Here is a 24,628-nt window from a genome sequence, read left to right as displayed (position 1 = left end):
GTTCTCCGTCTTTTAACACGTGCCTGTCAAACTCGTAGTTGGGAAGTCCGTTGACCCTCATTGAAAGCTTTTTTCCCCACCCGCTGCAGTAATCCATGATGCAATCCTTGTTGAATTTCTTGCCCCAAATCTGGAAAAAGTGCCCAAGCGTGAATGGCCGTGTGTCTGCCGATTCAACATGCACAGTGCCATTCAGGTAATCCTCGCCATGGGTGTGCACTGGATACTCGCCTTGTAATTGCAATCCACCTTCAGCTCCTCGCCCAACATTTGCCGGAAATTGGATTTTTTCCCCATCTATATAAACGAAAAGGCGGGGGTGGATATGCATGGGCGCATCGCCAAGCTTAATGGGCGGCGTAAACCCTGGTGTTGACTGGCCTTCAAAGTATGCATAAGCTGCTATGGCAATTGCCGCAACAAAAAGAAGGATGAATACCCTGTCAAGGGATTTGCCTGCAGCAGCGCTTTTAGCTGCTTCTTGCGGCTTTGCGCATTCATCCAGCAGCTTTTCATTTGTGGCGCTGGCAGGTATTACATCTTGTGCCATAGTTAACATCCGCTCCTTGTTCCCAATAGCCTAAACAAGCTTAACGCAGATGCCGTTGTCAGATGATCTGACTTCAACCATGTAAGTGCCGGCCGACTTCATTTTCGATATGTCGCTGCAACTGGCATCAGCCTCGAATCTCGTGTGCTTTACAACTTCCGTGTCGCCCACATAGGTGCCTATTTTTATGTTTACCTCGTTTTTCTCAATCTTAATTGACTTGACTCCATTGGGAATTATGGCCTCTGTAATGATGCTTGAGCCAAGCGTTGTCCCAACAACATCAATGGTGCTTGCCAGCCGCGTTGCAACCAAATCTGCCTGGGCAAGTGACAGCTGCTCGTTTGCCTGGTTTGTCCTGTAATAAAGCGAGAACAGGACAGGCATGAGAAGCAGCACCACAAACCCTATGATTACCATTAGCTCAATTGAGACCTGGCCTTTGCGCCAACGTTTGCCTGTTCTCATTAAAATGCCCCCTTGCATCTCCTTCACACCCGGGCTAAAACCAAAAAATAACTGCAATAACACATCCTGCGTTCCATCTTTCTTCAAGAGTGGTGCAGCGGGCTTGGCTTTTTCCTTGCAGCCATCCTTTTTATCTCATTGAGGACTGCCTTCATGGCCGAAAAAATATCCCACTCCTGCGCAGAAGCTGAAATTATGCCTGCATGAGCAGTCTGCAGCCTTGCCCTGATGCTATATCTCCTGCCCTCCCTTTTTACATGTATGGACAGGGACTGGGTCTGCAGGCTTTTTTGCATCTTGCCAAGTATTTTTTTTGCCTCGTCATGGATTGCATCGTAGCTTTCCCTGTCCTGCTGGTCCAGTCCGGAAATATATATTACATCCTTCTCCTCGGTTTTCATTACAGTCTCAAACAGGTCCCTTGCAGTCAATATTCCAAGTGGTGTCAGGCCGTCTGAAACAATCACTGCCGAGACATTGTGCTGGACCATGAGCTTTGCTGCGTCGGATGTGGGTTTTTCCGGCTCAATAGTCACGGTTTCCTCCCGCATGTGGGAGCCGACTTGCTGCAGGTCAACGTTTGCCTTGTTGGCCCCAAGCGGCGACTGTTTTGGTGCAAGCTTGGGCTGCACCATGTCAAACGTAGAAATTATGCCTGCCAACCTGCTGTTTTCGGTGACAATCAGCCTCCTGACATTGTGCTTTTTCATCAGGGCCTTGGCATTTGCTATTGTGGCCTTTGAGTCAATGCATACTGCAGGCGCACTCATCACATTTTCAACCCTGTTTTTTTCAAGCATGCGCGCCTCAAGTATCAGATGTATCAGGTCAGACCTTGTGAAAGCCCCGGCCACCTTGCCCTTTTCAAGCACCGCCAATGACTTGAACCTTCCTGCAAAGAAGGCCTTGCACATGTCCTCAACGCCGCTTTTTGTGTCAAGCGTTGGCGCCCGCATGGCAATCGTGCCGCATTTGGTTTTTCCGGCATCAATGGCATTTTGCCTAATGTCCCTATCATCAATCAAGCCGTAATACTTTCCTTCCTTAGTCACAATTACTGATAAGCCTGATTTGACAATTTTAGAAAAAGCCTTGGAAACGGTATCGTTAAAATCAACTATGCTAGGCTCCTTAATATCCACTGGCACCACCTGTCTATCAATTGAATAGGAAAGTATTAAAGCCTGTTTTCCCTTTATTAACTGTTACGTCGTAAATTCGCAGAAAGGATATATTTGTCGGGTTGGCAGATCGGCTATGCGCCCCGCTGCAGACGGGGAGAGGGGGGTTCAACTCCCTCACCCGACTAATCATTTTTAATTTTGCCATGCGATAAATGCAATAATGGTCTTGGACAAACTTCCAGCCGTCAACTCTCTTTTCGCCACACGAAACATCTAACTAAGTTAAAATGCTGAAAAGAAGAAACGTGGCTAAAGCCAGAAAATTTTGCATGCTGTTGCCAACTGATACTTTACCCTAGCACCAGGCTCTCAAGAAGCCCTGACGGTGTTGCTTTTATTTTGCCGTTTATGTAGGCATCAATGAACGGCTGCATGTCTTGCGCATTCAATAGTTTCACTGCATCATCCTTGGCTATTACTGCCTTGACGCCCGCATTTCTGTTTTCATAAACCTGTCCAAACGAAAGCATCTCTTCCCCGTCAAAGGTCGCATATGCGGAAAACCAGGTCCTTTCCCCTTTCATTACCATCACCTGCGCCGACTTGTAGCCTTTGCCTGAAAGCTTTGACACGTATTTTTTCACGTTTTCATTCTCGTTTAGTTTCTCCGGCGTGTATTTTGCAATGTATTTGCCAAACACTGAAGCATCGGCATCATCGGCAAGCTCGCTTTGCGAATAAAATTCGGAATTTGTGGCGGCGGTAATCGGGTCGGCAGGTTTTCCCGAAGAGAAAATCCCTCCTATGAAGTTTGCGACACCTGAGAAAATGCTCCCGATGAAATCCATAATTCCACCCAGAATGCCGCCGTCACTTATTGGGGCCGGGGGGGATTTGCTTGCAGGCGCACTCACAACAAAACTCCTCACTTGTGTCATATTGGTTGCGCCTGTGTCGTCCGTACATTTGACATACCAATCATAGTTTCCATTTGCATACTCTGATGTGAAAAAGGTCGTTCCCTGGGTCAGGCGCGTGTCCTTTATGGCATCATTGACATAGACGGCGCAGCTGACTTGCATTTGCCCTGGGTTTGTGGTAAATGCCCTGTACATCAAAGTGACATTCGCCAAACTGCTGACATATCCATCTTCTGGGTTGTCAATAGACACAGTCACTTGTGGTGTTGGCGGCTGGGGCAAACTAACTGTAAATCTATATTTGCCACTTGTTCCGTTTCCTGCTGTCCCAACTCCAGTGCACTTGACATACCACTCATACTCTCCGGTCTGTACTATTGCTGAATGCGTGTATGTGCTTGTCACAAGCCTGGAATCAACTACCTGGCCATTCAAATACACTTCGCAGTTTGCACTTGCCCCGCCCGGTACGTAATACCCTAGGTTAACTGGTGTTGAGGCAAAAGCCGTGTTGTTTTGCGGGCTTGTCAGCATGATGTTCAAAGGAGCAGGGGTGGTAGGCTCACTAGATTGAATTGTGAATGCCCATGTATCGGTTGTTGCATTTGCAATGCCTGCAGCACAGCTGACTTTCCAATTGTAGTTCCCAGGAGTGAAGTACTTTTCTGTCCTAAAACTTTTCACGCCTGCTCCTGTCTCAGTTGCTACAACAACTCCATCAAGGTAAGTATTGCATACTGGTGATGCCGTGGAGTTCGTTGACACATTGTATGAATAATACAACCATCCTCCTGGCAGTACGGCACCATTTAAGGGGCTCATTTGCACAACTGTCAAGCTTGGTATGTTCTGGACAGGAACATTCACCCTGAACTCCCTTGTTTCTGAAGTTGCATTTGTGCCGTTTGCATTTGCACAATAGACATACCAGGAATAAATCCCATTTTGCATTTCTTTGCTGAAGAATGTGGTTCCATGGGCAGTTTTTGAATCAGCAACCTCCCCATCTATGTAGAGTTTGCAATTTAGGTTTCCAGCTGCCGTTCCTACGTTGTACATAAAACTAACGTTTGTTATGTTGAAAACACGATTGTTTGCCGGATTGTTAAGCGTGATTGAAATGGGGTCGGCAGTCTGAGGCTTGAGCGAAAAGACCCTAGTTTCGCTTGTTTTAGTTACGGTGCTTACATTGCATGAAACATACCATGTGTAATTGCCGTTTTGCTGATTGCTCAAATATGCCGATTTGCTTCCTTTTCCATATGAAGTCGCAATCCATGCCCCGTTTAAATACACTCCGCATTTAACTGCCTGGGTGCTGTCAGACGAAACGCTGTACTCCAATTCCACGAATGGAGAAACAATCTCTGTGTTGTTTGCCGGGCTTGTCAATACCACCTCCAATGAAGGAACCGGGGCGTTAACGCTAAAAGTTCTAGACTCGCTTGTTTTGGCAGCACCCGTTGCATTTGAACACTTCACATACCATGAATAACCCCCATTGCCATATGTTGCCAAATAGTCTGCATTCACAAATAGCGGGGTTGAATTTTTAAGCTGGTTGTTGACATAAAGCTCGCAAGTCCCCTGCTGCCCGGGGCCGTACCCACCATATGAAATAGTCACATCTGATGTTGTGAATGCAGCTCCTTCTTGCGGGTTTAAAAGATTAATATTTATATCCGGAACCTGGGCGCTTGCGAAACCCATGACAATTGAAATAATAGCCAACATACATAGCGTAATTATCCTTTTATTTCCCATTCGAACCACCCACGTTTCTAATAACTTATTCAGTTTTCTTATTTAATTTTTTTCAAAATTGCTTTTCTATACCTCATATCCGTTTATCGCCGCTACTTTGCGCGTCTCAAGCATGCGCTCAAGCAAAGCCTTTGTCGAGCCTTCCACGGCGTTGCTTCTTGAAATGTATGTGTCGTAAAGTTCGTTGGCAACAACACTTGTTTTTTGCGGGTCGGCTTTATATGCCTGGTCAAAATTCACCCGGGCCTCTTCAAGTTTTCCTGAAAGAAGACATGCCACGCCAAGCGCCACTTTAATATCGCTGTTATTTGGAAGCGCAGCCGATGCATATTGTAGGGCATCCAGAGCCTCTCCAACCCTGTTTAATGGCAGCAGCGTCAAGCCCATCAAGTGCCATATCGCAGGCTGCTGCTTGTCAAGGGATGCGGCCTGCGCCAGGCAGGACAGCGCCTCCTCAAAATTCCCCTCAAGGTAAAGCGTCTTTCCTTTCACAAACCAGGCAAGTGCATCAGCCGGCGCGACATCAACCAAATCCTGTGCCGTGCTTTGTGCCTCCACAAGCTTTTTTTCCTCTATTTCTTCCTCGTTTTTTGCAACAAGTGAATCCTCAAGCTCATCGCTCATACAACCACTCAACCTGCGTTATTTTCAATACATGTATCATTTCCCCGCACTTATTTTTTCTGCAACAAATATATACCTATTGCTCAATATACCTAAAGTATGGCAAGCGCGCAAGCACCATCCAGCATACCGGCATCAAAACCGATACTTGGGAAACCTTCCGAAGAGTTCGACTCAATGAAATCCGGCTCTGGAAAAGTGGCGTCCTGGGGGTTATCCCCAAACGAGACTCTTCCAGTCCATCTCCCCGGGAAAGCAGATGAGTCGTTTGCCAGGGCTTTTTTCAAGGCAATAGCCATATAGGGGGTAGGAAATATCCAATGCAACTTTCTAGCCAAGCAATACCCTAAATTCAATCCAGTCGCCGTCGTTTAGCCCGAATCTTTTTCTCAAATCAACTGGCGCTATAACCTCAAGTGTGTTTAACCCGTGTGTTGAGCGCGCAGGGAAAACAAGCGCCCCCCCTATATTCCCAATCCTGCACCTGTAGCAGAGCAGTTTTCCATATGTCTTGCCGCCTTTCTCAAAACCGCCAACCTCAACCCCTGGTTTTGACTTTAGCCTAAGCCGCTTTTCAATCTCATCTGGCGTTATGCGAACGTTTAGTGTGCCTGCATAGGGCCTGAACCCAACCCTTTCCTTTATTCTTTTTGCATATTCTGGCATGCCAATATACCTTGCCCCCTCCCCAAGGCCGCTTACCACTTTTCCGGAAAATTCGAATTCAAGCTCGGAGTCAAAAACTTTTTGCAATGAGAGGAATTCCTTTCTTGCCCTGTTGTAGGCGTCTGTGCTCACACTTATGTTGCTTGAGCTCCTTTTTACAAAGCCCTGGCTCTCAAGCTGCAGCAACATCCTGGAGGCTGTCTGCTGGGACACACCAAGCTCTGTTGCTATTTCCTTTGTGGTAAGCCTCACAGGCTCCAAGTGCGCCCTTTTTTTCAAAAGCAAAATCAAAAGCTCGTCAAACATGCCCTCACACCTTTCCTTTTTCCATGCTTTTCTATAACTGGGTTATATTGGCTTTTTGCTTGAACATAATAAAAACCTATCCCGCGAAACTATTTTTGCCTGTGATGATGTGAACAACCACTGTAAAATGTGATGAGGTCAACAGCGTCTGAGGCATCAACACAACACCTGTTTCAAATATTACTCATCGAAAGAACGTGGTGCTTGCAAGTCTTTCGCACTCATGCAAAGGAGGCGCGCACCGAGGCATACAACTTTTCATCTTAAGCCAGTCAATGTAGGCAAACCATGGATTTAGTCTGTGGTCTTTCACAAGGTGCAGCTGTTGACCTGTGACTAGTGGTTCCAGTGTGCACCGGCATTCTCAAGCTCGGTTTGGCCCAAAGTTTAGTCTTGGTCGTACCTTGTGACTACACGACGCGACCATGCCAATAGTCTTCAGTCGTGGGTACAGGGCGCAGTAATGCCCCGCACTTCAGTGCTGGGTTCATCGCATCGTGTGACAATTAACTTTACCTCGTTCCCAACCAGAAATATATATAAATAGGTCTCTGTCCATATATGTGCTAATGTTAGTCAAAAAAAGTGGGTCTGTCCTTCATCAGCTTACTTCTTATCTTGCAGGTCAGCGCTCTATATTTTCTGCAACTAGTTCTATGGCAGCAGTTTCACGCGTCATTTGCCTTTTTATTCTCCTGGTATTTTTCTTGATTGGGTCGGCTTATTCAACTTCTCTATCAGTTTGCGTACAATCCCTTGGTACTGGAGATTTCACACTTTCTCAAGACATTGTCTTTAGTGATTCTCAGGCTGGCAGTACGTGGACTGGTTGCTTCCAGTTTGGCCAAGACAATGTTGATTTTGACTGCTCTGGCCATTCTATTAGTTCGTATGCAACCTCATATGACAAATACGCATTCAACATCACTGGCCGCAACAACATTACAATAAGAAATTGTGTAATCCACGGTGATTTTCAATCATCAGGTTTTGAAATTCATGCAGGAAGCACCAATATAAGAATTAACAACACAACTGTCTCAAACGCGGCTGGTTTGCCAACTGGCATTCACATAGACAAATCCTCAAATGTAAATATCTCTGGCTTTAAAAGCGACTCAACTGTTGCTGTGGCTGCCATTAAAGTCGAAGATAGCTCAAACGTGCTTGTCTCCAACTTCAATATAGCTCCAGGTTCTGGCACTGGAATCAAAGTAGTTTCAAACAATACAAAAATCTATCTTGGCAATTTTTCGTGTAGTGCTGCCTGCAAGCCAATAACTTTTGCAGATGGGGCCTCAAACAATGTCATTGCAAATGTCACTTCTAGAACTGGCGCCATAGCCCAAGGAGTTATTAATTTTGAAGGATTGGCACACTTTTACAACGACGTCATAACTAACAGCACACTGACTTCGACAGACAAAGACAACGAGCTTATCAATTTCTATTATACTTCCTGCTCCTATCAAATTTATCACAATATCTCAATCTACAACAACATCCTCAATGCCTCAAACTCGATTCGCTATCCGTGCAATTCACGCCTGTATGTTAATCTAAATGCCTCAAACACCTCGGGAACAAACATTGTTGGCGGTCCAGTTCTTGGAGGCAATGCGTGGGTTGCTCCTCTGGGCAATGGGTTTTCCCAAAACTGTACTGACAATGATGAAAATGGATTTATAGACGATGATCCATCGTCGTTCTGTCCTGTTCCATACATTCAGGATTTTGACAGTTCAAATGAGCTAGCTGCAGGTGATTCTCTCCCACTTTCATTCTCAACACCAATTACTTCCTGTCCTACCACTGTTACCTCTCAAAGCACTTATAAACTTACACAGAATTTGACATCTTCTGGCTCCTGTCTCACTCTGATTCAGGACCAAAACATCCAGCTTGATTGCAAAGGCTACTCAATTAGGGGAAGCGGAACAGGAACTGGAATATCAATTGGCTCGTCCCAAAGCATAGTTAGAAATTGCAAAGTGCTGAATTTCTCTACTGGACTTGCAATTTCAAATGCTGATAGTGTAAAAATTTACAATTCTAGCATTAACAACAATACATATGGTATAACTTATTCTAACAGTGACAGCTCTACAATCTACAACTCTATTGTATCAAATAACAGCAAACTTGGCATTAGCCTTGGCTCTTCAACAGGCAACCTATTTTACAACAACATTTTCAACAATACAAAAAACGTCTATGTCCTCAATTCATCGGCAAACTCCTGGAACACAAGCATGACTTTGGCAACAAACATAAGAGCAGGCCCTTACACTGGCGGCAATTTCTGGGCAAATCCTGCAAAAACCGGATTTTCACAGGTTTGTGACGATTCTGACAAAGATGGGTTGTGCTCGACTAATTATACAATCAATGGCACTGTAAACGATGATGCCCTCCCACTTTCTGGCATCAATTTTGTTTATTCCTGTATCAACATAACAGAGCCAGGCTCCTATCTTCTAATGAACAACATTTCCTCTCCTTCTGCAACCTGCATCAGGGTTCTTTCAAGCAATATAACATTTGACTGCAATAATTTTGCAATCAACGGAAGCGGGGCTGCAAACACTTACGGCCTTTTCATAAACCGGAGCAATTTCACAACAATTCAAAGATGCGAGGTTTACAATTTTGACTCAGGTGTTTTCTACACGTATTCATACAACAACACGCTTTCCAATCTGACACTTAGGAACAACACCCAATTTGGCCTGTTTTTCAACAACTCGCACAACAGTACAATATCTGTAGGCAGCCTTGATGGAAATGCAAAAAGCGGTCTATTCCTAAACTTCTCATACAACAACTCAATCTCCAATCTCTCGATTACAAACAACAACCTTTCCGGCATCAACCTCACCGCATCTGCCAACAACACTTTTTTCAACAATTTCCTGAATAACACAAACAATGCAATCTTTTTCAATCTTCCAAACAACAACCGGTGGAACACAACTTTCAATGCTACAGACAAGCGCAACATTGTGGGCGGCTTTGCAATTGGAGGCAATTTCTGGGCAAACCCTTCGGGCTTTGGGTTTTCCGAAAATACGTCAACTTGTACAGATACCAATGTGGACAATATCTGCGATTCAACATATAACATTACAACAGGCACCCTCAACAATACCGACTACCTTCCTTTGGCAAGCGCAAATTCAGTAATTTCTTCCTGCTCAAACCTCTCTTATCCTGGCATTTATACGATTAACGCGGCCTTGCAGGTTGCCTCGTCAACGTGCATCAATGTCACGGCAAACCAGGTTGAAATACGCTGCACCGGTAAGTCAATCAACGGGACGAGCCAGTCGGGGACAATCGGCATTAGCGTAAATGGGAGCAACGTGCAAATAAGGGACTGTGACATACGGGGGCTTAACCAGGGCATAAGGCTAAGCGGCGTGTCTGGTGCCATAATCACCAACAGCAACTTTACAAACAACTCCTATTCCGGCCTTGTAGTCACCTCGTCAACCTATGTATCGGTTTCAAATGTAATCGCCAAGAACAATTCAAACTTTGGCATTTTTGTCAATGCCTCTTCAAACAACCAGTTTACATACATAAATACGACAAACAATTCAAGGGCAATAGGATTTTATGTCCTCGCCTCATCCAACAACTCAGTTTCCAATCTTACTTCAAACCTCAATTCCATTGGGCTTCTCATAAACCAGTCCAACAGGACATATGTTTCCAACCTGACTTCCAATTCAAGCGTCGCCTACGCAGTTTACCTGCACACATCCAATGTCAGCAACTTTACAAACCTAGTCCTAAACTCAAACACATACGGTATCCTCCTCAATTCCTCATATTCTGCTAACTTTTCTGAGGCAACTCTTCTCAACAACGGAAACGGCATCCGGATTGACCTTTCTGGTTCAAATCGCTTCACCATTCTCACCCTGCTTGGCAGCAGCGCAGTTGGCCTAAACATCTCAAACGTGCCAACATCGCAAAAAAATGCATTCTCCAATAATTACTTCAACAACACTGTCAACTTCAACATAACTGACCTGCAAAACAGCACCATATGGAACATAACAAAGGCAGGCAAACTGAACTTCAGGAACGGCCCTTTCCTTGGCGGAAACTATTGGGGAACACCTTCAGGAACCGGATATTCTGACACTTGTGCCGACATATCCCCGGCAGATGGCATTTGTGATTCAGCTTACAATCTTACAAGCAATAAGGGCTTCAACATTGACTCTCTCCCGCTTTCAAGTGCAATCTACCTAGGCTCATGTACCAACCTCACAAACCCAATTACATATTCCCTAAGTTCAAACATTTCAATTGCAAACTCAACCTGTATTTCAATAAAGTCTAACAACGCAAGACTCAACTGCCTTGGCTTTAGGATTTCAGGCAATTCGCTTGCAAACACTTCAGGAATAAATGTTTCCGGTTATAACAATACGGTTATCGGCAACTGCACGGTTTCAGGATTTGATTTCGGGCTTATTTTGGAACGGTCTAGGAACAACACCATCTCCAACATCACTTCAGTTTCCAGCACATATGGGGTTTACCTGAACTACTCCAGTGGCAATCTCCTATCGGGCATCAATGCCTCCTCAAATTTGGACTCAGGTGTCTATCTTATAGGTTCTGCAAACAACACGCTTACAAGGTCCTTTGCATCCTCAAACCCCTATGGAATATATTCCTCTGCATCTTCCTCAAACAACTTTTCCGAATTGAATCTGGATTCAAACGACTTGTATGGGCTTCTCATGTTCCTTTCAAACTCCAACCAGATAATAAATTCCAACTTTACTTCAAACTCTGCAGGCCTGTTCATTGACTCCTCAAACTACAATCTTGTCAACAGGACAAATTTCATCCTCAATGTTTTTGGCCTTTATTTAACCAAGGCGCATTTCAACAAAATCGAAAACACGACTCTTGCTTCAAGCTCCCACTCAGGTCTTTACGTTTATGCTAGCCAGTCCAACAACATATCTAAAAACAACATTTCAAACAGCACCATAGCCGGCATCAATTTTGAAGACGAGGAAGGAACTCAGACTACAAATAACCTGATCTATGACAACATTCTCAACAACTCTGCAAATGTTTTTTTCACCCTTTCCAGCTCCACAAACTATTGGAACGTTACACTTAGAAGCGGAACAAACGCGATTGGAGGCTCAATGATTGGCGGCAACTTCTGGGCAAGCCCAAATGGGACGGGTTTTTCCCAAAATCGCTCGGCATGCGCCGATAATGACAACGGTATTTGCGACTTCAACTATACAATTTCAGACCCCATAAGCATAGACTACTTGCCGCTTTCGGACACAAAAATATTGACTACTTGCAATGCAAACCTTGTCGGATCTGCATATTATTCTCTTACCCAGAACATTGCAAACAACAGCAATGCGAACTGCTTTGTGTTTTCAAGCAACTATACCGAGCTAAATTGCAATGGCAAAACAATTGACGCGGCAGCCTCATCGGCAGCAGCAGTTGGCGTTTCAATTACAACCAAGAAAAACATTACAATTCGAAATTGCATCATTTCTGAATACCCGATTGGCATAAGAGCCAGAACCGCTTCAACTAATATCACAATAATTAACTCAACCGTATATTCAAGCACATACGGGATTCTTTTCAATAACACTTCTTCAAGCCGCATTTTTGGCACCAATACCACCGGAAGCTATGTTGCTGGCATTTATCTGGAATATTCTAACAAGAACACCCTTTCCAACCTGACTTCTTCCAGCAACACGCCCTACGGACTCGGGATTTCATTCACCCTCGATTCAAGCTTCAACAACCTGACAAACAGCACTGTTGCAAGCAACAGTTTTGCAGGCATTTTCCTAAACAACTCTACAAGCAACCGGATTTACAACAACATCTTCAACAACACCAATAATTTTGCCGCTGCAATGCTAAGTATGTTATCGGGGCCACGGAATGGGGGGGCATTTAGCAATGACTTTGCTGTTGGGACAATGTCTTGGCAAAGCCCCACAAATGCCCAGTCTTCTGATGGCACTAGCGCGACTGCATCTTTGTGCGAATTAATTGGAGGCGGCGCATCGCCAGCAATAAAAGCTACTGCGTATTTCCAAAAAGGCTGCGAAACAACTTCCCGCTATCTTACCGCGCAATCCTTTGGCTTTAGCATCCCAACAAATGCAAGGATTGACGGCATATTGGTGACAATAAGAAAAGCCGCTTCCGTAGCTGGCACCGTTTCTGACAATTCAATAAGAATCATCAACCGCACCAATTTTCTTGCAACAGAATATGCGGCAGGCGGAGTCTGGGGCACTACATTGGCTTACTCGTCCTACGGGGGGCCAAGAAATACCTGGGGGGCAACTTGGAGCGCTGCAGACATTAATCATGCTGGCTTTGGTGTTGCAATCTCTGCAGTCAACCCAACGACCATCTCGTCCACAGCCTCAATCGACCACGTAAACATTACCGTATATTATACTCTTCCCACTCCAGTTGAAATAACAATTCCCGTAAACATATGGAACAGGACCAAAGTCTCAGGGAAAAACATAATGAACGGTTCATACTTGGGCGGCAACTTCTGGGCAAACCCCTCTGGCACTGGCTTTTCGCAGACGTGCTCTGATACAAATCCCTGGGACAGCATTTGCGATTCGACATACACAATTGAGGCTTCAAACACCGACTCTCTGCCTTTGACTACCGAATTCAGCCTGCCAACAGTTCTTAACTCAACAATTCGGAACTTGACAAACGGCACTCTTTTCTACAAGGCCTCCACGCTTGTTGGCTTTGCAAACGGCACCTCTGGCCTCACACCTTTCAACTACTCCTACAAATGGTTCAAGAACGGCGCGCTGAATTTATCCGGAACATTTGCCGGCGCAAGCTCTGGTGTCGAGTACAACATCGCCAACATAACAAGTGGCAACCTGTCAAAGGGCCAAACTTGGAGGCTGGAGATAACCGGCATGTCAGCATCTGGCAACTCCTCTCCTCTCAATTCAACTCAAATCAACATTTCAAACACGCCCCCGACTACTTCCACTCCAACCCTGTCGCCGGCAAACGCCTTGAGGTTCACGCCAAACATCACTTGCGTCAATGGCTCATCCTCGGATATTGATGGGGACGATATACAGTTTTACTACTTGTGGTTCAAGAACAACGTTTCCACTGGCATCACAACTGAATACATAACCAATTCCTCTTTCACAACCTATGACAACATAACCTGTCAAATCACCCCATATAACCGGGACGAGAATGAAATCGGCGCACCAGCAAATTCCTCTTCCTTAACAATATCCTTAAGCGGGGCAGTGCCTACTGTCATACACTCAAGAATCAGAAATACTTCCTTGTCCTCAACTGGCGGCACCACATTTTACAAAAACTCCACGCTTTTTGGCCTTGCAAATGCAACCTCTGAAGCCGTCCCCTTCAACTACTCCTACAAATGGTTCAAGAATGGCGAGCTGAACTTATCCGGAACATTTGATGGCGCAAGCTCTGGTGTCGAATACAACATCGCCAACATAACAAGTGGCAACCTGTCCAAGGGCCAGAACTGGACACTTGAGATTACGGCCGTCTCCTCAAGTGGGAATTCGACTTCCAACAACTCTTCAACCATCTCAATATCCAACTCACTTCCAATCACTTCAAACCCGACTTTCAATCCTTCTATCGCCTATGCAAACACGGATAACGTTTCCTGTGAAAATTCCACTACGTCGGACATTGACTCAGATACCACATCATTCTATTACCTATGGTTCAAAAACGGCACTTCAACTGGGCTAACAACGCAGGCAATAACAAGCTTGTCATACGGCGCCTCTGACGTTCTTGTCTGCCAAATCACGCCCTTTGACGGCACTTCAAATGGAACTTCAAGGAACTCCTCGCAACTTACCATCCTAATCTCCTCTCCAGACATTCTTTACTCAAGAATATTCAACTCAAGCGCATCGGCCGGCAACGGCACCCAATTCTACAAGATATCAACCCTCTTTGGCCTTGCCAATGCGACATTTGGCGGCGGCTCTTTCAACTACTCCTACAAATGGTTCAAAAACGGGGCTCTCAACCTTACCGGAACCTACGTTGGTGCAAGCTCGGCAACTGAAACCAACATAGCCAACATAACAAGTGGCAACCTGTCAAAGGGCCAGAACTGGACACTTGAGATTACGGCCGTCTCCTCAAGTGGGAACTCGACTTCCAACAACTCCTCTGTAATCACAATTTCAAATTTGCCCCCCAACACCTCAACTCCAGCTTTGAGCCCGACTGTTGCATATACAAATACTTCCAATATCACATGTTCAAACAGCTCAGCATCTGATGAAGACGGCGATTCAGTCTCCTTCTCCTATCTTTGGTTCAAAAACGGTGCAGCAACCGGCGTTGCCACAAGCTACATCACTAATTCGTCTTATGTTGCAAACGACAATATTACATGCCAAATAACTCCCTCCGACGGTTTTGACAACGGCACTCCTGTCAATTCGTCTCAAACCACCATAACGGCCACCCCGCCCTCGAGTCCGTCTGTTCGCATTATAAACAGCACTAATGGCACCCAATTCTACAAGATATCAACCCTCTTTGGCCTTGCCAATGCGACATTTGGGGGAGGTTCTTTCAATTACTCCTACAAATGGTTCAAGAATGGCGAGCTGAACTTATCCGGAACATTTGATGGCGCAAGCTCTGGTGTCGAGTACAACATCGCCAACATTACAAGTGACAACCTGTCAAAGGGCCAGAACTGGACACTTGAGATTACGGCCGTCTCCTCAAGTGGGAATTCGAGTGCGGTTAATTCGACTTCAATTAACATATCGAATTCACCTCCTAACACTTCATTGCCTACAGTTTCTCCAAGTATTGTCTATACAAACACTGCAAATGTCAGCTGCAACAACTCTACCTCTGCTGACAATGACGGCGATTCTATTTCCTTCTTTTACCTGTGGTTCATAAATGGCTCCTCAACAGGCATCACTTCAAGCAACATCTCCAATTCTTCGTTTGGCGCTGGCGATTCAGTCCTGTGCCAAATCACCCCCTCAGACGGCGCAGCCAACGGGTCTTCCTCCAATTCAACTTCCCTGACAATCCTGTTCCCTGCCCCGACAATCAATTCAATCACTATAATTAACTCGTCAAATCTTTCGGAAAACGGCACAGTTTTCTATGCGACTTCAACCTTATTCGGTTTTGCAAACGCATCCCATGCTTCCAGCAGCTTCAATTTCTCATATAGGTGGTTTGTTAATGGTGTCCTGAATCTGTCTGGTGTTTTTGCAGGTGCGGCATCCGGCATCTCATCTAACATCGCCAACATTACAAGTGACAACCTGTCAAAGGGCCAGAACTGGACACTTGAGATTACGGCCGTCTCATCAAGTGGGAACTCAAGTGCGGCAAATTCCAGTTCCGTGTCAATTTCAAATAGCAGGCCGACAACTTCAGCGCCAACGCTGTCGCCTACTGCAGTCAATACCAACACTTCAATTGTCACGTGCAACAACGGCACAACGCTTGATGCGGACTGGGACACAGTCTCGTTCTATTACTTATGGTACAAGAATAACGCAAGCACTGGAAACACATCAAGCAGCCTTTCAAATTCGTCTTTCACTGCAAACGATATCCTTATCTGCCAAATCACTCCCTTTGACGGCACTGAAAACGGCACACCTGCAAATTCAACGCATGTCACAGTGGGCGTCCAGGAGCCGACAATAGTTTCAGTATTCCTTTACAACTCGACCAATGCTTCGGAAAACGGGACCGTCTATTTCAATAATTACACGATTTATGGCTTTGCCAATTCAAGTTATTCGGGCAACTCATCATTCAACTACACTTATTCATGGTATGTTGACGGGGCCGTGAATTCAACGGGCAACTTCATAGGGGCAACGGAAGGCATGGCAAACATTGCAAACTTGTCAGGAGTGCTATCCAAAAACCAACGCTGGGTGCTTGAAGTTGTTGCAGTCAACAATCTCTATTCAACATCACCAAAGAACTCAACAACAGCCATAATCTGGAATACCCCGCCAACCACATCCAGCCCGGCTCTTAGTCCAACAACAATAACAAAGAACACAAGCGCCGTCTACTGCCTAAACGGGTCCACAAGCGATGCTGATGGGGACAATGTCAGCTTCATTTATCTCTGGTACAGAAACGGCAACTCAACAGGGGTCACTGCTCAGTTCATTACAAACAGCTCATTCAACCTAAGCGACAACATAACCTGCCAAATCATGGCAATTGACCTGTCCGCAGACACAAAGGCTGCAAGAAATCTCTCAAACATCTCATCTTCGTCAATTGCATGGTCAAACCCTGCCAATGCCCAGCATGCTGATTCGTCATATGCTTCAGTAACCCTTGACTCAGAACGAAGCACAAGCCTTGCGGCAACAAACTTCAGCTTCAGCCTTGCTCCCTGGTCTAATGTCACAGGCGTCTTGGTCTCTGTTGCAAAAACAACTGGTGAGGGCGTTGCACAGGCATTGTTTGACGACTCTGTTAAGCTTATTCGCTTGGGCACAGTGTCAGGCTCAAACAAAGGGTCATCAGAGAGCTGGCCCTCGTCCCCGGCTGCGATTTATTACGGCGGCTCATACGACCTTTGGAACCTCAACTTCACCCCAAGCGGCATAAATTCGGGCAATTTCGGCGTGGCGATATCTGCAGTCTCCCATGACTACGCGCAGGCGCTTGTTGACTCAATCAATATTACTGTCTATTCAACGACAAACAGCTCAAAGTATAACTCTTCAACCGTGCAAGTAACAAACGCCCCACCTGTTACTGGTGTGCCAACCCTCGTGCCTTCTGTTGCCTATACAAATACAAAGAACATAACATGCATAAACACATCTGCCTATGACTACGAAGGCTCCAACATTTCGTTTTACTACCTTTGGTTCAAAAATGGGGCTGCCACAGCCTTCAACAACTCAAGCATCTCCAACTCTTCATTCACTGAAAATGATGCCTTGCTGTGCCAGATTACGCCTTTTGATGGAACTTACAACGGCACGCCTGTCAATTCAAGCCAGCTTACGGTGTACTCCATCAACATAAATGTCACAATTGCATCAATACTCAACACTTCAAACGGGACTGTTTTCATGCCAGACTCGGTGCTCTACGGGCATGCAAAGGCAGTTGCCCCTCTCAATCCATCCTCGTCGTTCCTGTTTAATTACAGCTACACGTGGTATCTTAACGGTGCAGCTGTCGAGGCAGGCTCCTATCCGAATGCTCAGTCCAATGCGGATACTGTAATAGCGACCATGGGGGACTTGGTATCAGGTCAAGTCTGGATTTTGCAGGTTACTGCGATTTACAATTCAAGCAGGTCAACACTGAATTCCAGCCCAATCAAGATAAGCACACCTACAGTCTCTTGCTCTAACCTCTCGACTGCAAACGCCCTTTACACACTTGCCTCAGGCCTGAATGTGGCATCAGGAACCTGCCTAAATGTCATTGCACAGAATGTCACTGTCGATTGCCAGGGCCAAAGCATTGATGGGGGCTTAAACTCAGACACAATAGGGATACACATAAACAGGTACAACAACACAGTTGTCAAAAACTGCACCCTAAGAAACCTTGGCTATGGCCTGTATCTATCCACAACAAGCGGCGGGCTTGTCACTAACAACACAATTGCAAACAGCACAGAAACTGGCATTTACCTGAACCTGGCATCTGGAAACACATTCTATAATAACTATATCCGCAACTATGAAAATTACAACAACCCTTCAGGCTACTCAAATGTTTGGAATACCAATCCTGGGACAAGCACAAACATAGTTGCCGGAAGAAAAATCGGCGGGAATTTCTGGGCAGACCCGCTTGGCTCGGGCTTTTCTGAAATATGCGAGGATTATGACAACAATTCAATCTGCGACAGCCCGCTTGCCCTTGACTCGTCGAATAAGGATTTCTATCCTCTTGGCGTTAGCGCCTCACTGCCAGGGTCGTGCGACAACATGACCGAATCCGGCGTTTATACCCTCACGGGAAGCATCAGCGGCTACCCAGTGACTTGCATGAAAGTGCTTGCAAATTTTGTGACTCTTGATTGCCTTGGAAGGACGATTGATGGCCTAGACGGCGGTGGCACATACGGCATATCAGTCATCGGCTATAACAACACCACGATTAAAAATTGCGTTGTCACCGACTTCTACGACGGCGTGCATATTGAGAACTCCCACTCAAACAGGCTTATCAATGTCACGACAAATTCCAATACAAATACCGGCCTTTCCCTTATCTCGTCAGGTGGAAACGTGGTCGATGCCCTTGCCTCAAGGGAAAACAGGTACTACGACCTTCTTGTCCAGCCCTCTTCCCCATCAGATTGTGCAAACACTATCGAGAACTCGACTGGCTCTGGCGAGCGTCAAATCCTCTACGCAGGCGGCAAGCCGGGTTACCTTTACAATGACGTGGCATCGCAAATAGTTTTTTGCAATGCAGTCAGCTCGTTTGTGGAGAATGTCACGGTGTCCGGGTCTGACACACTTGAGAATAACGGCATTTTTGCGTATTACTCCAATTACTCAACTTTTGCAAATGTTGACAGCTCCGACAATCTCATCGGCCTTGAGTTGTCCAAAGGCTCAAGCTATGCGACAGTTATTGGCTCCAAATTCACCTCCAACTCCAGGGGCGTGAGCATTGACGGGGGGTACAACGAGCTTGCAAACCTGACTCTTGATTACAACAAGTACGGCCTTTACATGGTCAATGGGGCTCATGACAACACACTCACCAACTCCATTGTTAAAAACAACGACTATGGATTTTATCTCTACTCGGCTGTAAAAAACACATTCTTCAACAACTATTTCAGCAACGCAGTCAATGTTGAGGTGCAGGCAAACCAAAAGAATATCTGGAACACGACAAAAATACCAGGAGCAAACATAATTGGCGGAAGCAATCTAGGTGGCAATTACTGGGCCAAAGAAGGGGCCGACGGCTTTTCACAGCTTTGCGCCGATGCAAATGACGACTCAATCTGTGATACGGGGTATAAAGTAAACTCTAATAACAACATTGATATGCTGCCACTGGCAGGCATAAATCGAATCACCGAATGCATGCAAATAACAAAGTCGGGGGCATATCTTGTGGCTGCAGACGTAGCCGGTTCAGGCAAATGCATCAATGTGCTTGCAAACAATGTCGATATTACCTGCGAAGGCAACACAATTTCAGGAACAAACCAATCGTCCTCAATCGGGGTTAATGTGCAGGATGCCGATAACTTCAGGCTCTCGGGCTGCACAATCAGCAACTTTGGGACTGGCCTGAAAATCTCGCAGTCAAGTGGAAGTTCTATAACTGGGACTAAAATCCTTTCAAGCAAGCTTTATGGCATTAATCTTACTGGAGTTCATGGCTCTAAAATCTACAATAATCTTTTCAATAATGCTAGAAATGCCTTTGTCCAGGACTCGTCAAATATTAGCTGGAACAGGGCAAAATTCCCTGCAATAAGCATAGTCGGCGGAAGCTATAGCGGAGGGAATGCATGGGCCTCACCAACTGGCGTAGACTTCTCGCAGCTTTGCTATGACTCCCAGCCGGATGGCATCTGTGACCAGCAATATAATGTTTCTGGCAACTTCTCGCCAGGCTCACAAAGCGTGCAGGCTCACATTGACTACCTGCCTCTAAGCATTCCCTCGGGTGACTCGGCCGGAGTCAATTTCATAACAATTTCCTCGGACACAAGTGCGCAGGTAAACTTGTCGTTCCAGGACATACGCCCAGGCGAGGAAAAAGAGTTCAAATTCATGTTGAGAAATGATGGCATACAAAATATAGCACTTGGCGTTTATTCTGACAAGGACGCAGGGGAATTCATAGGAGGCTCAAATCCCCTGTTCCAGATTTCAGCCCAAAGCTACAAACCAGGCTCATGCTTTGGCAGCCTTGCGGGGTTCAGCAACCTTTCTGCAAAGGCTGTAGAGCTTTGCCCCTCACTGCAATTCAGGGACGAATCCGATACCTTGGAGATAACAGTAAAGGTGAAAATAGACACAGATTCGCCTGCCCAGGAAAGCAGTGCATACTTGACTTTTGTCTCCTCACCAATCTAGCTGCATTGCCCCAAGTGCGAAACCTAAACTCCGTGATTCGATGCGTTGCTTCAAAATCTCAGCCATGTTCCTTTTTGCCATCCAGCTTCTTTTGTCTGCTTCCTTTGCAGTCAACCAGAGCCAAAGTGGCGAGGTCGGAGTCTCCATAAACAGGCTCTGCGCCATTTCAGCATCCCAGGCGTATTTTTATGTCCCCAACACCACTTCAGGCTCTTATTATAATTTTGCCTTCAGCATCCGCAACAATGGCAACACCCCACTCTCAGTCAATGCAAGCTCCCTGACAAACACTGGTGATGAGCCCACTTTTATAACAACATTTTCTTCCCCCAACGCATCATGCGCGGGGATGCCATCCGGTCTCAACACTCTGCCAAACAGCTCCTCAACCCCCCTCTCCCTTTGCAGCCCACTCAACTATACTGATGACAATGATTCGGTTTCTGTAAGCGCGGCCTATTTTGTCCCGGCCGGATTTTTCAACAATACCTCTAACCTTCAAAAGCTGTCAACAATTTCGTTTGCAGCAAATTCGACTTTGTGTTCCGACCCGCTCTCGGCAAACGTGTCGCTTGTTTTCAACTACACTGCAAATTGGACGGATTCAAACATGACAAACTGCACTGACATAACAATGCAGGGGACTTACAACATAACCTCAAACATTACCGATTACCAGTCAGGAACCTGCTTCCAAATCCGATCGTCAAACGTCAGCATAAACTGCCTTGGCAACACAATTGACGGTGATGACATTGAAAATTCGGCCGGGTTCAGGGCCGTGGGGGTTAACAACATCACTATTAAGAACTGCAAATTACGCGATTTTTATGACGGACTGCATGTCGCCTCCTCTTCTAAAAACAACTTTTCCGGTATTTCCGTCAGCTCAAGTGTCTCCTCGGGAATTTACTTTTCAAACGTGACTGAGACTTCTGTCTCCAATACAAACTCCACGTCTAATCAAGCATTTGGCCTTTGGCTCTCATCCTCGCTTTTGAATAACATATCGGATTCCACCTTTTCTGAAAACCAGGTCAATGACCTCCAGGTATCAGCAAGTTCTGACGCCGAATGTGCAAATAACCTGACAAACGTCAAAGGCTCTTCAAACAGGCTTATCGGCTATTATTTCTACCCGACAAACGTTTCTTCAATATCACTTTCTTCGCTTGTTGCCTGTAACGCAAGCAGGTCAAATTTCAATTCAATAACCGTTTCTGGCTCAAGCACTCATTATAATAATGGGATTTTTGTCCTGTTCACAAGCAATTCCTTGTTTACCGATTTCAATTCGAATGAAAATCTCTATGGCATCCTTCTTCTTAATTCAACTGCGAACATAATAAAATCAAGCAAATTCCTCGGTAATCTGATAAACGGTGCAAGGGTCAATTTTTCCTCCAACAATACGTTCTACAACAACCTTTTCAACAATACTGCAAATTTCAACATCACAGTCAATTTCTCAAATTCGTGGAGCACTTCAGTGTCTTCTGGCACCAATATCATGGGTGGCCCCTACATATCGGGAAACTTCTGGGCAAACCCTTCTGGCACGGGCTTTTCGCAGACCTGTCCAGATTCTGAAGGGTATGGCATTTGCAATTCAGCATACTCTCTCCAGGCCAACAACACTGACCTGTTCCCACTTGCCAACTATACCGAATCTGAGCAAGCCTATCAGCCCACGCCAAAGGATACCGACCTGCTCAACGCCACCAATGATTCGGGTTTGGATTTGGGTGATGAGGATGTTTTGCAAGAATCCGGAGACGGCGGCGCAGTCCTTTCCGACTTTTCAGTTACAGTAGAGCCGCTTTGTATTAATTCCGAGGCCAGGGTTAGTGTTGTGGACTCATCAAATGGCCAAAATGTTGATGCAAAAGTCAGGATATTCAAGGTCGGGACAGGGTCAATAGCGCAAACAATCTACCCACAGCCAGTCTCGAGGGGCATCTGGTCTTTTGTGCCAAAGGAAAATCGGTATCAAATGCGGGTCTATTTGCAGGGCTACAGGACCTACGAGCAGAATCTTGACTTTTCGGCTTGCGGGCCAAAAAACGTTTCGGTTTGCAAAAGCCCTGGATTTGAGTGTTCCAAAAATTCAGACTGCTGTTCCAATATATGTTCTGAAGCTGGTTTTTGCGCAAGCATTCCGGCTCCTCTGTGCACCCCTCTTGGTGGCTCGTGTGTCTCATCAAGTGGCTGTTGTGCAGGTTTTTGCGGAAGCAAAAACACCTGCGTGCTCTCAGAGCAGGCTCCAACCCAGGGGCTTTTTGACGTCCCTCTCTCAACTTATCTTAGGCTGGAGACGGTCTCAAATGCATTTTCCAATGCAGGCAAAACCCTTTTCCAGCCCACTTCCGCTGCAGATTCTGTCAGCTGGGCAATCCTCTTTCTAATCTCATATGTTGCTTTCAGCTCAGCGTCATCTATTCCAGGCAGCTATCCTGTTATCCTAGCCGTGCTTCCAACCCTCATAGGCCTTTTTGTGACGCCCTATGCAGGGACGCTTATTGCGTTTATCGAGATTCTGGTCCTGCACTTTGTCAAGGATACGAACACCGCTGGCAGGCAAAAAAAGCCGAAATAGACTGGAATTCGCCAAATGCTAGATAATTTAAGCTTTTCAGGGGAAATTTTTTCGTGGTTTAATGCTTGTTGACGACATACTTGACAATCTTGACATTTTGGGCCTTGATGTCCTTCTTGGACACGAGCAGACAATACCTAAAAACGAGGTTCGGCTCAGGGAGGCAATGCTCAACATAGGAAGGCTTGTTGACCCGCTGATAGTTGACAAGGAAAACCACGTAGTCCTTGACGGCAACCACAGGCTTTCGGTTCTACGTTCCCTCCACTGCATAAATGCGGCCTGCCAGGTAGTCGACTACAAAAGCACAGCAATAGGCGTTGGCAGCTGGTTTCCCACTCTAAATTCCTTTCCTGAAAAGCTGGGGGCGCTAAAGTGCGACCTTGTGGACCTGGATGCAGGCCTGCTTGCACTTGAGAATAAAGAAGCTTTTTTCATGGCGGTTGTAGAAATCAATGGAAAGAAAAAATGCTGCCTTTATGAGTCTTCTGACAACTCCCTTGCAACAATTGTCCACGAGCAGCAGGACTTGCTAAAAAAAATTGACAAGGAGCCGGAAATAACCTACATAGAGGATACAAAGGCAGCTGATGCACTAAATTCAGGCAAAACCGTACTTTACAGGAAAATATTCTCAAAAGCGGAGATTGTGGGCAGGGCAAAGGAAAAGCTGCCGCTGCCGCCAAAGTCCACAAGGCACACAATACCAGACAGGATTATCCGGCTCAATGTTCCATTGGGCTGGCTGACTGAAGTCGACCTTGAAGAGGCAAAGCAGAACCTAACTTTGATGATTAAGAAAAGGGCTGTTGACCACGCGATAAGAAGATACACTGAGCCGGTTTTGGTAATATACTAGGACTATACTAATCCAAATGGAACTCCAATGCAGTGCATCAAACTAAGCAATTCTTGGTGCGGATATGAATGACACAAATAAAAAAACAAGCTTATTTAGCTGTTCTCCCTTCTCTCCCCTTATAAGCGAGGAGGAAAAACGGGCCGGGGTTATAGGGCAAACCTATATGGATGTTGTCAGGCAGGAAATGAAGAAAGTCAAGGGGGCAAGGAATTTTACAAAACCACTCTCAAAAAAAGGCCAGGCAAGGCTTGGAAGAATCCCTTTTGCCGGCCTTGATGTCTCAAAACTACCAACAAAAACAGCTGCTGATTTTGTAAGAATTGTCAGAAAACAATATTCCAATGTCCTGGGCAAGCATGTTGCAAAAAGGATGCTTCTTCCGATAGGCTAATTTTGGCAGTCCAATAATTTGTGGCTGCTTTCTCTCTCTGCTCGGGCTGCAAAAAGCGTGGTTGCTAATTGATGCTAATTATTAAACTCTTTTTGGGTAATCATAAACGGCTGTGACGATACCGTCCCAGGATGAAGGCCTTAAAACCCTTGTGATTGACGGAGTAGCTTCTGAGCCACTGTAAAAACA

The 24,628-nt window shown here is 45.7% G+C and carries 11 protein-coding genes and 1 tRNA gene; 6 read left to right on the top strand and 6 right to left on the bottom strand.

The genetic code is table 11. The features are described from left to right. The 3 genes from FJZ26_00060 to FJZ26_00050 all read right to left on the bottom strand — a co-directional run. Positions 1-550: hypothetical protein (locus FJZ26_00060; GenBank protein MBM3228805.1), on the bottom strand; the 550-nt coding region annotated here is incomplete at its 3' end. Between the two features lie 30 nt (positions 551-580). Then, complete coding sequence (locus FJZ26_00055; GenBank protein ID MBM3228804.1) at positions 581-1,036, bottom strand: hypothetical protein; 456 nt, start codon at positions 1,034-1,036, stop codon at positions 581-583. A gap of 65 nt (positions 1,037-1,101) precedes the next feature. Then, positions 1,102-2,160: a CBS domain-containing protein gene (locus FJZ26_00050; protein ID MBM3228803.1), complete on the bottom strand. Its 1,059-nt coding sequence runs from the start codon at positions 2,158-2,160 to the stop codon at positions 1,102-1,104. A 95-nt stretch (positions 2,161-2,255) separates the two neighbouring features. Here FJZ26_00050 and FJZ26_00045 point away from each other — a divergent pair. Further along, positions 2,256-2,326 (top strand) — tRNA-Cys (locus FJZ26_00045). Between the two features lie 166 nt (positions 2,327-2,492). Here the strand turns inward: FJZ26_00045 and FJZ26_00040 are convergent. Then, a complete protein-coding gene (locus FJZ26_00040) occupies positions 2,493-4,826 on the bottom strand; it encodes a hypothetical protein (GenBank protein ID MBM3228802.1) in 2,334 nt (777 codons plus the stop codon). A gap of 66 nt (positions 4,827-4,892) precedes the next feature. Continuing rightward, positions 4,893-5,450, bottom strand: coding sequence for a tetratricopeptide repeat protein (locus FJZ26_00035; protein MBM3228801.1), 558 nt, complete (start codon positions 5,448-5,450; stop codon positions 4,893-4,895). 99 nt (positions 5,451-5,549) lie between these two features. Between FJZ26_00035 and FJZ26_00030 the strand changes: the two genes are divergently transcribed. Further along, entirely contained in the window at positions 5,550-5,753 is a 204-nt protein-coding gene (locus FJZ26_00030; protein ID MBM3228800.1) for a hypothetical protein, read from the top strand. 27 nt (positions 5,754-5,780) lie between these two features. Here FJZ26_00030 and FJZ26_00025 read toward each other — a convergent pair whose 3' ends face one another. Beyond that, positions 5,781-6,422, bottom strand: a complete 642-nt coding sequence (locus FJZ26_00025; GenBank protein MBM3228799.1) for a CTP-dependent riboflavin kinase — start codon at positions 6,420-6,422, stop codon at positions 5,781-5,783. A gap of 569 nt (positions 6,423-6,991) precedes the next feature. Here FJZ26_00025 and FJZ26_00020 point away from each other — a divergent pair. From FJZ26_00020 to FJZ26_00005, 4 genes are all read left to right on the top strand, one after another. After that, positions 6,992-20,590 (top strand): hypothetical protein, encoded by a 13,599-nt coding sequence (locus tag FJZ26_00020; GenBank protein MBM3228798.1) that lies wholly within the window; start codon positions 6,992-6,994, stop codon positions 20,588-20,590. 40 nt (positions 20,591-20,630) lie between these two features. Beyond that, positions 20,631-23,186, top strand: coding sequence for a hypothetical protein (locus FJZ26_00015; GenBank protein ID MBM3228797.1), 2,556 nt, complete (start codon positions 20,631-20,633; stop codon positions 23,184-23,186). A gap of 61 nt (positions 23,187-23,247) precedes the next feature. Then, a complete protein-coding gene (locus FJZ26_00010) occupies positions 23,248-24,045 on the top strand; it encodes a hypothetical protein (GenBank protein MBM3228796.1) in 798 nt (265 codons plus the stop codon). Between the two features lie 64 nt (positions 24,046-24,109). Further along, positions 24,110-24,439: a hypothetical protein gene (locus FJZ26_00005; GenBank protein ID MBM3228795.1), complete on the top strand. Its 330-nt coding sequence runs from the start codon at positions 24,110-24,112 to the stop codon at positions 24,437-24,439. The last annotated feature ends 189 nt before the right edge of the window (positions 24,440-24,628 follow it).

It is taken from the genome of Candidatus Parvarchaeota archaeon (genome assembly GCA_016866895.1).
Classification (GTDB): Archaea; Micrarchaeota; Micrarchaeia; order Anstonellales; family VGKX01; genus VGKX01.
Note: the sequence above shows the minus strand (reverse complement) of the source record. Positions and strands in the feature narration are given on the sequence as shown.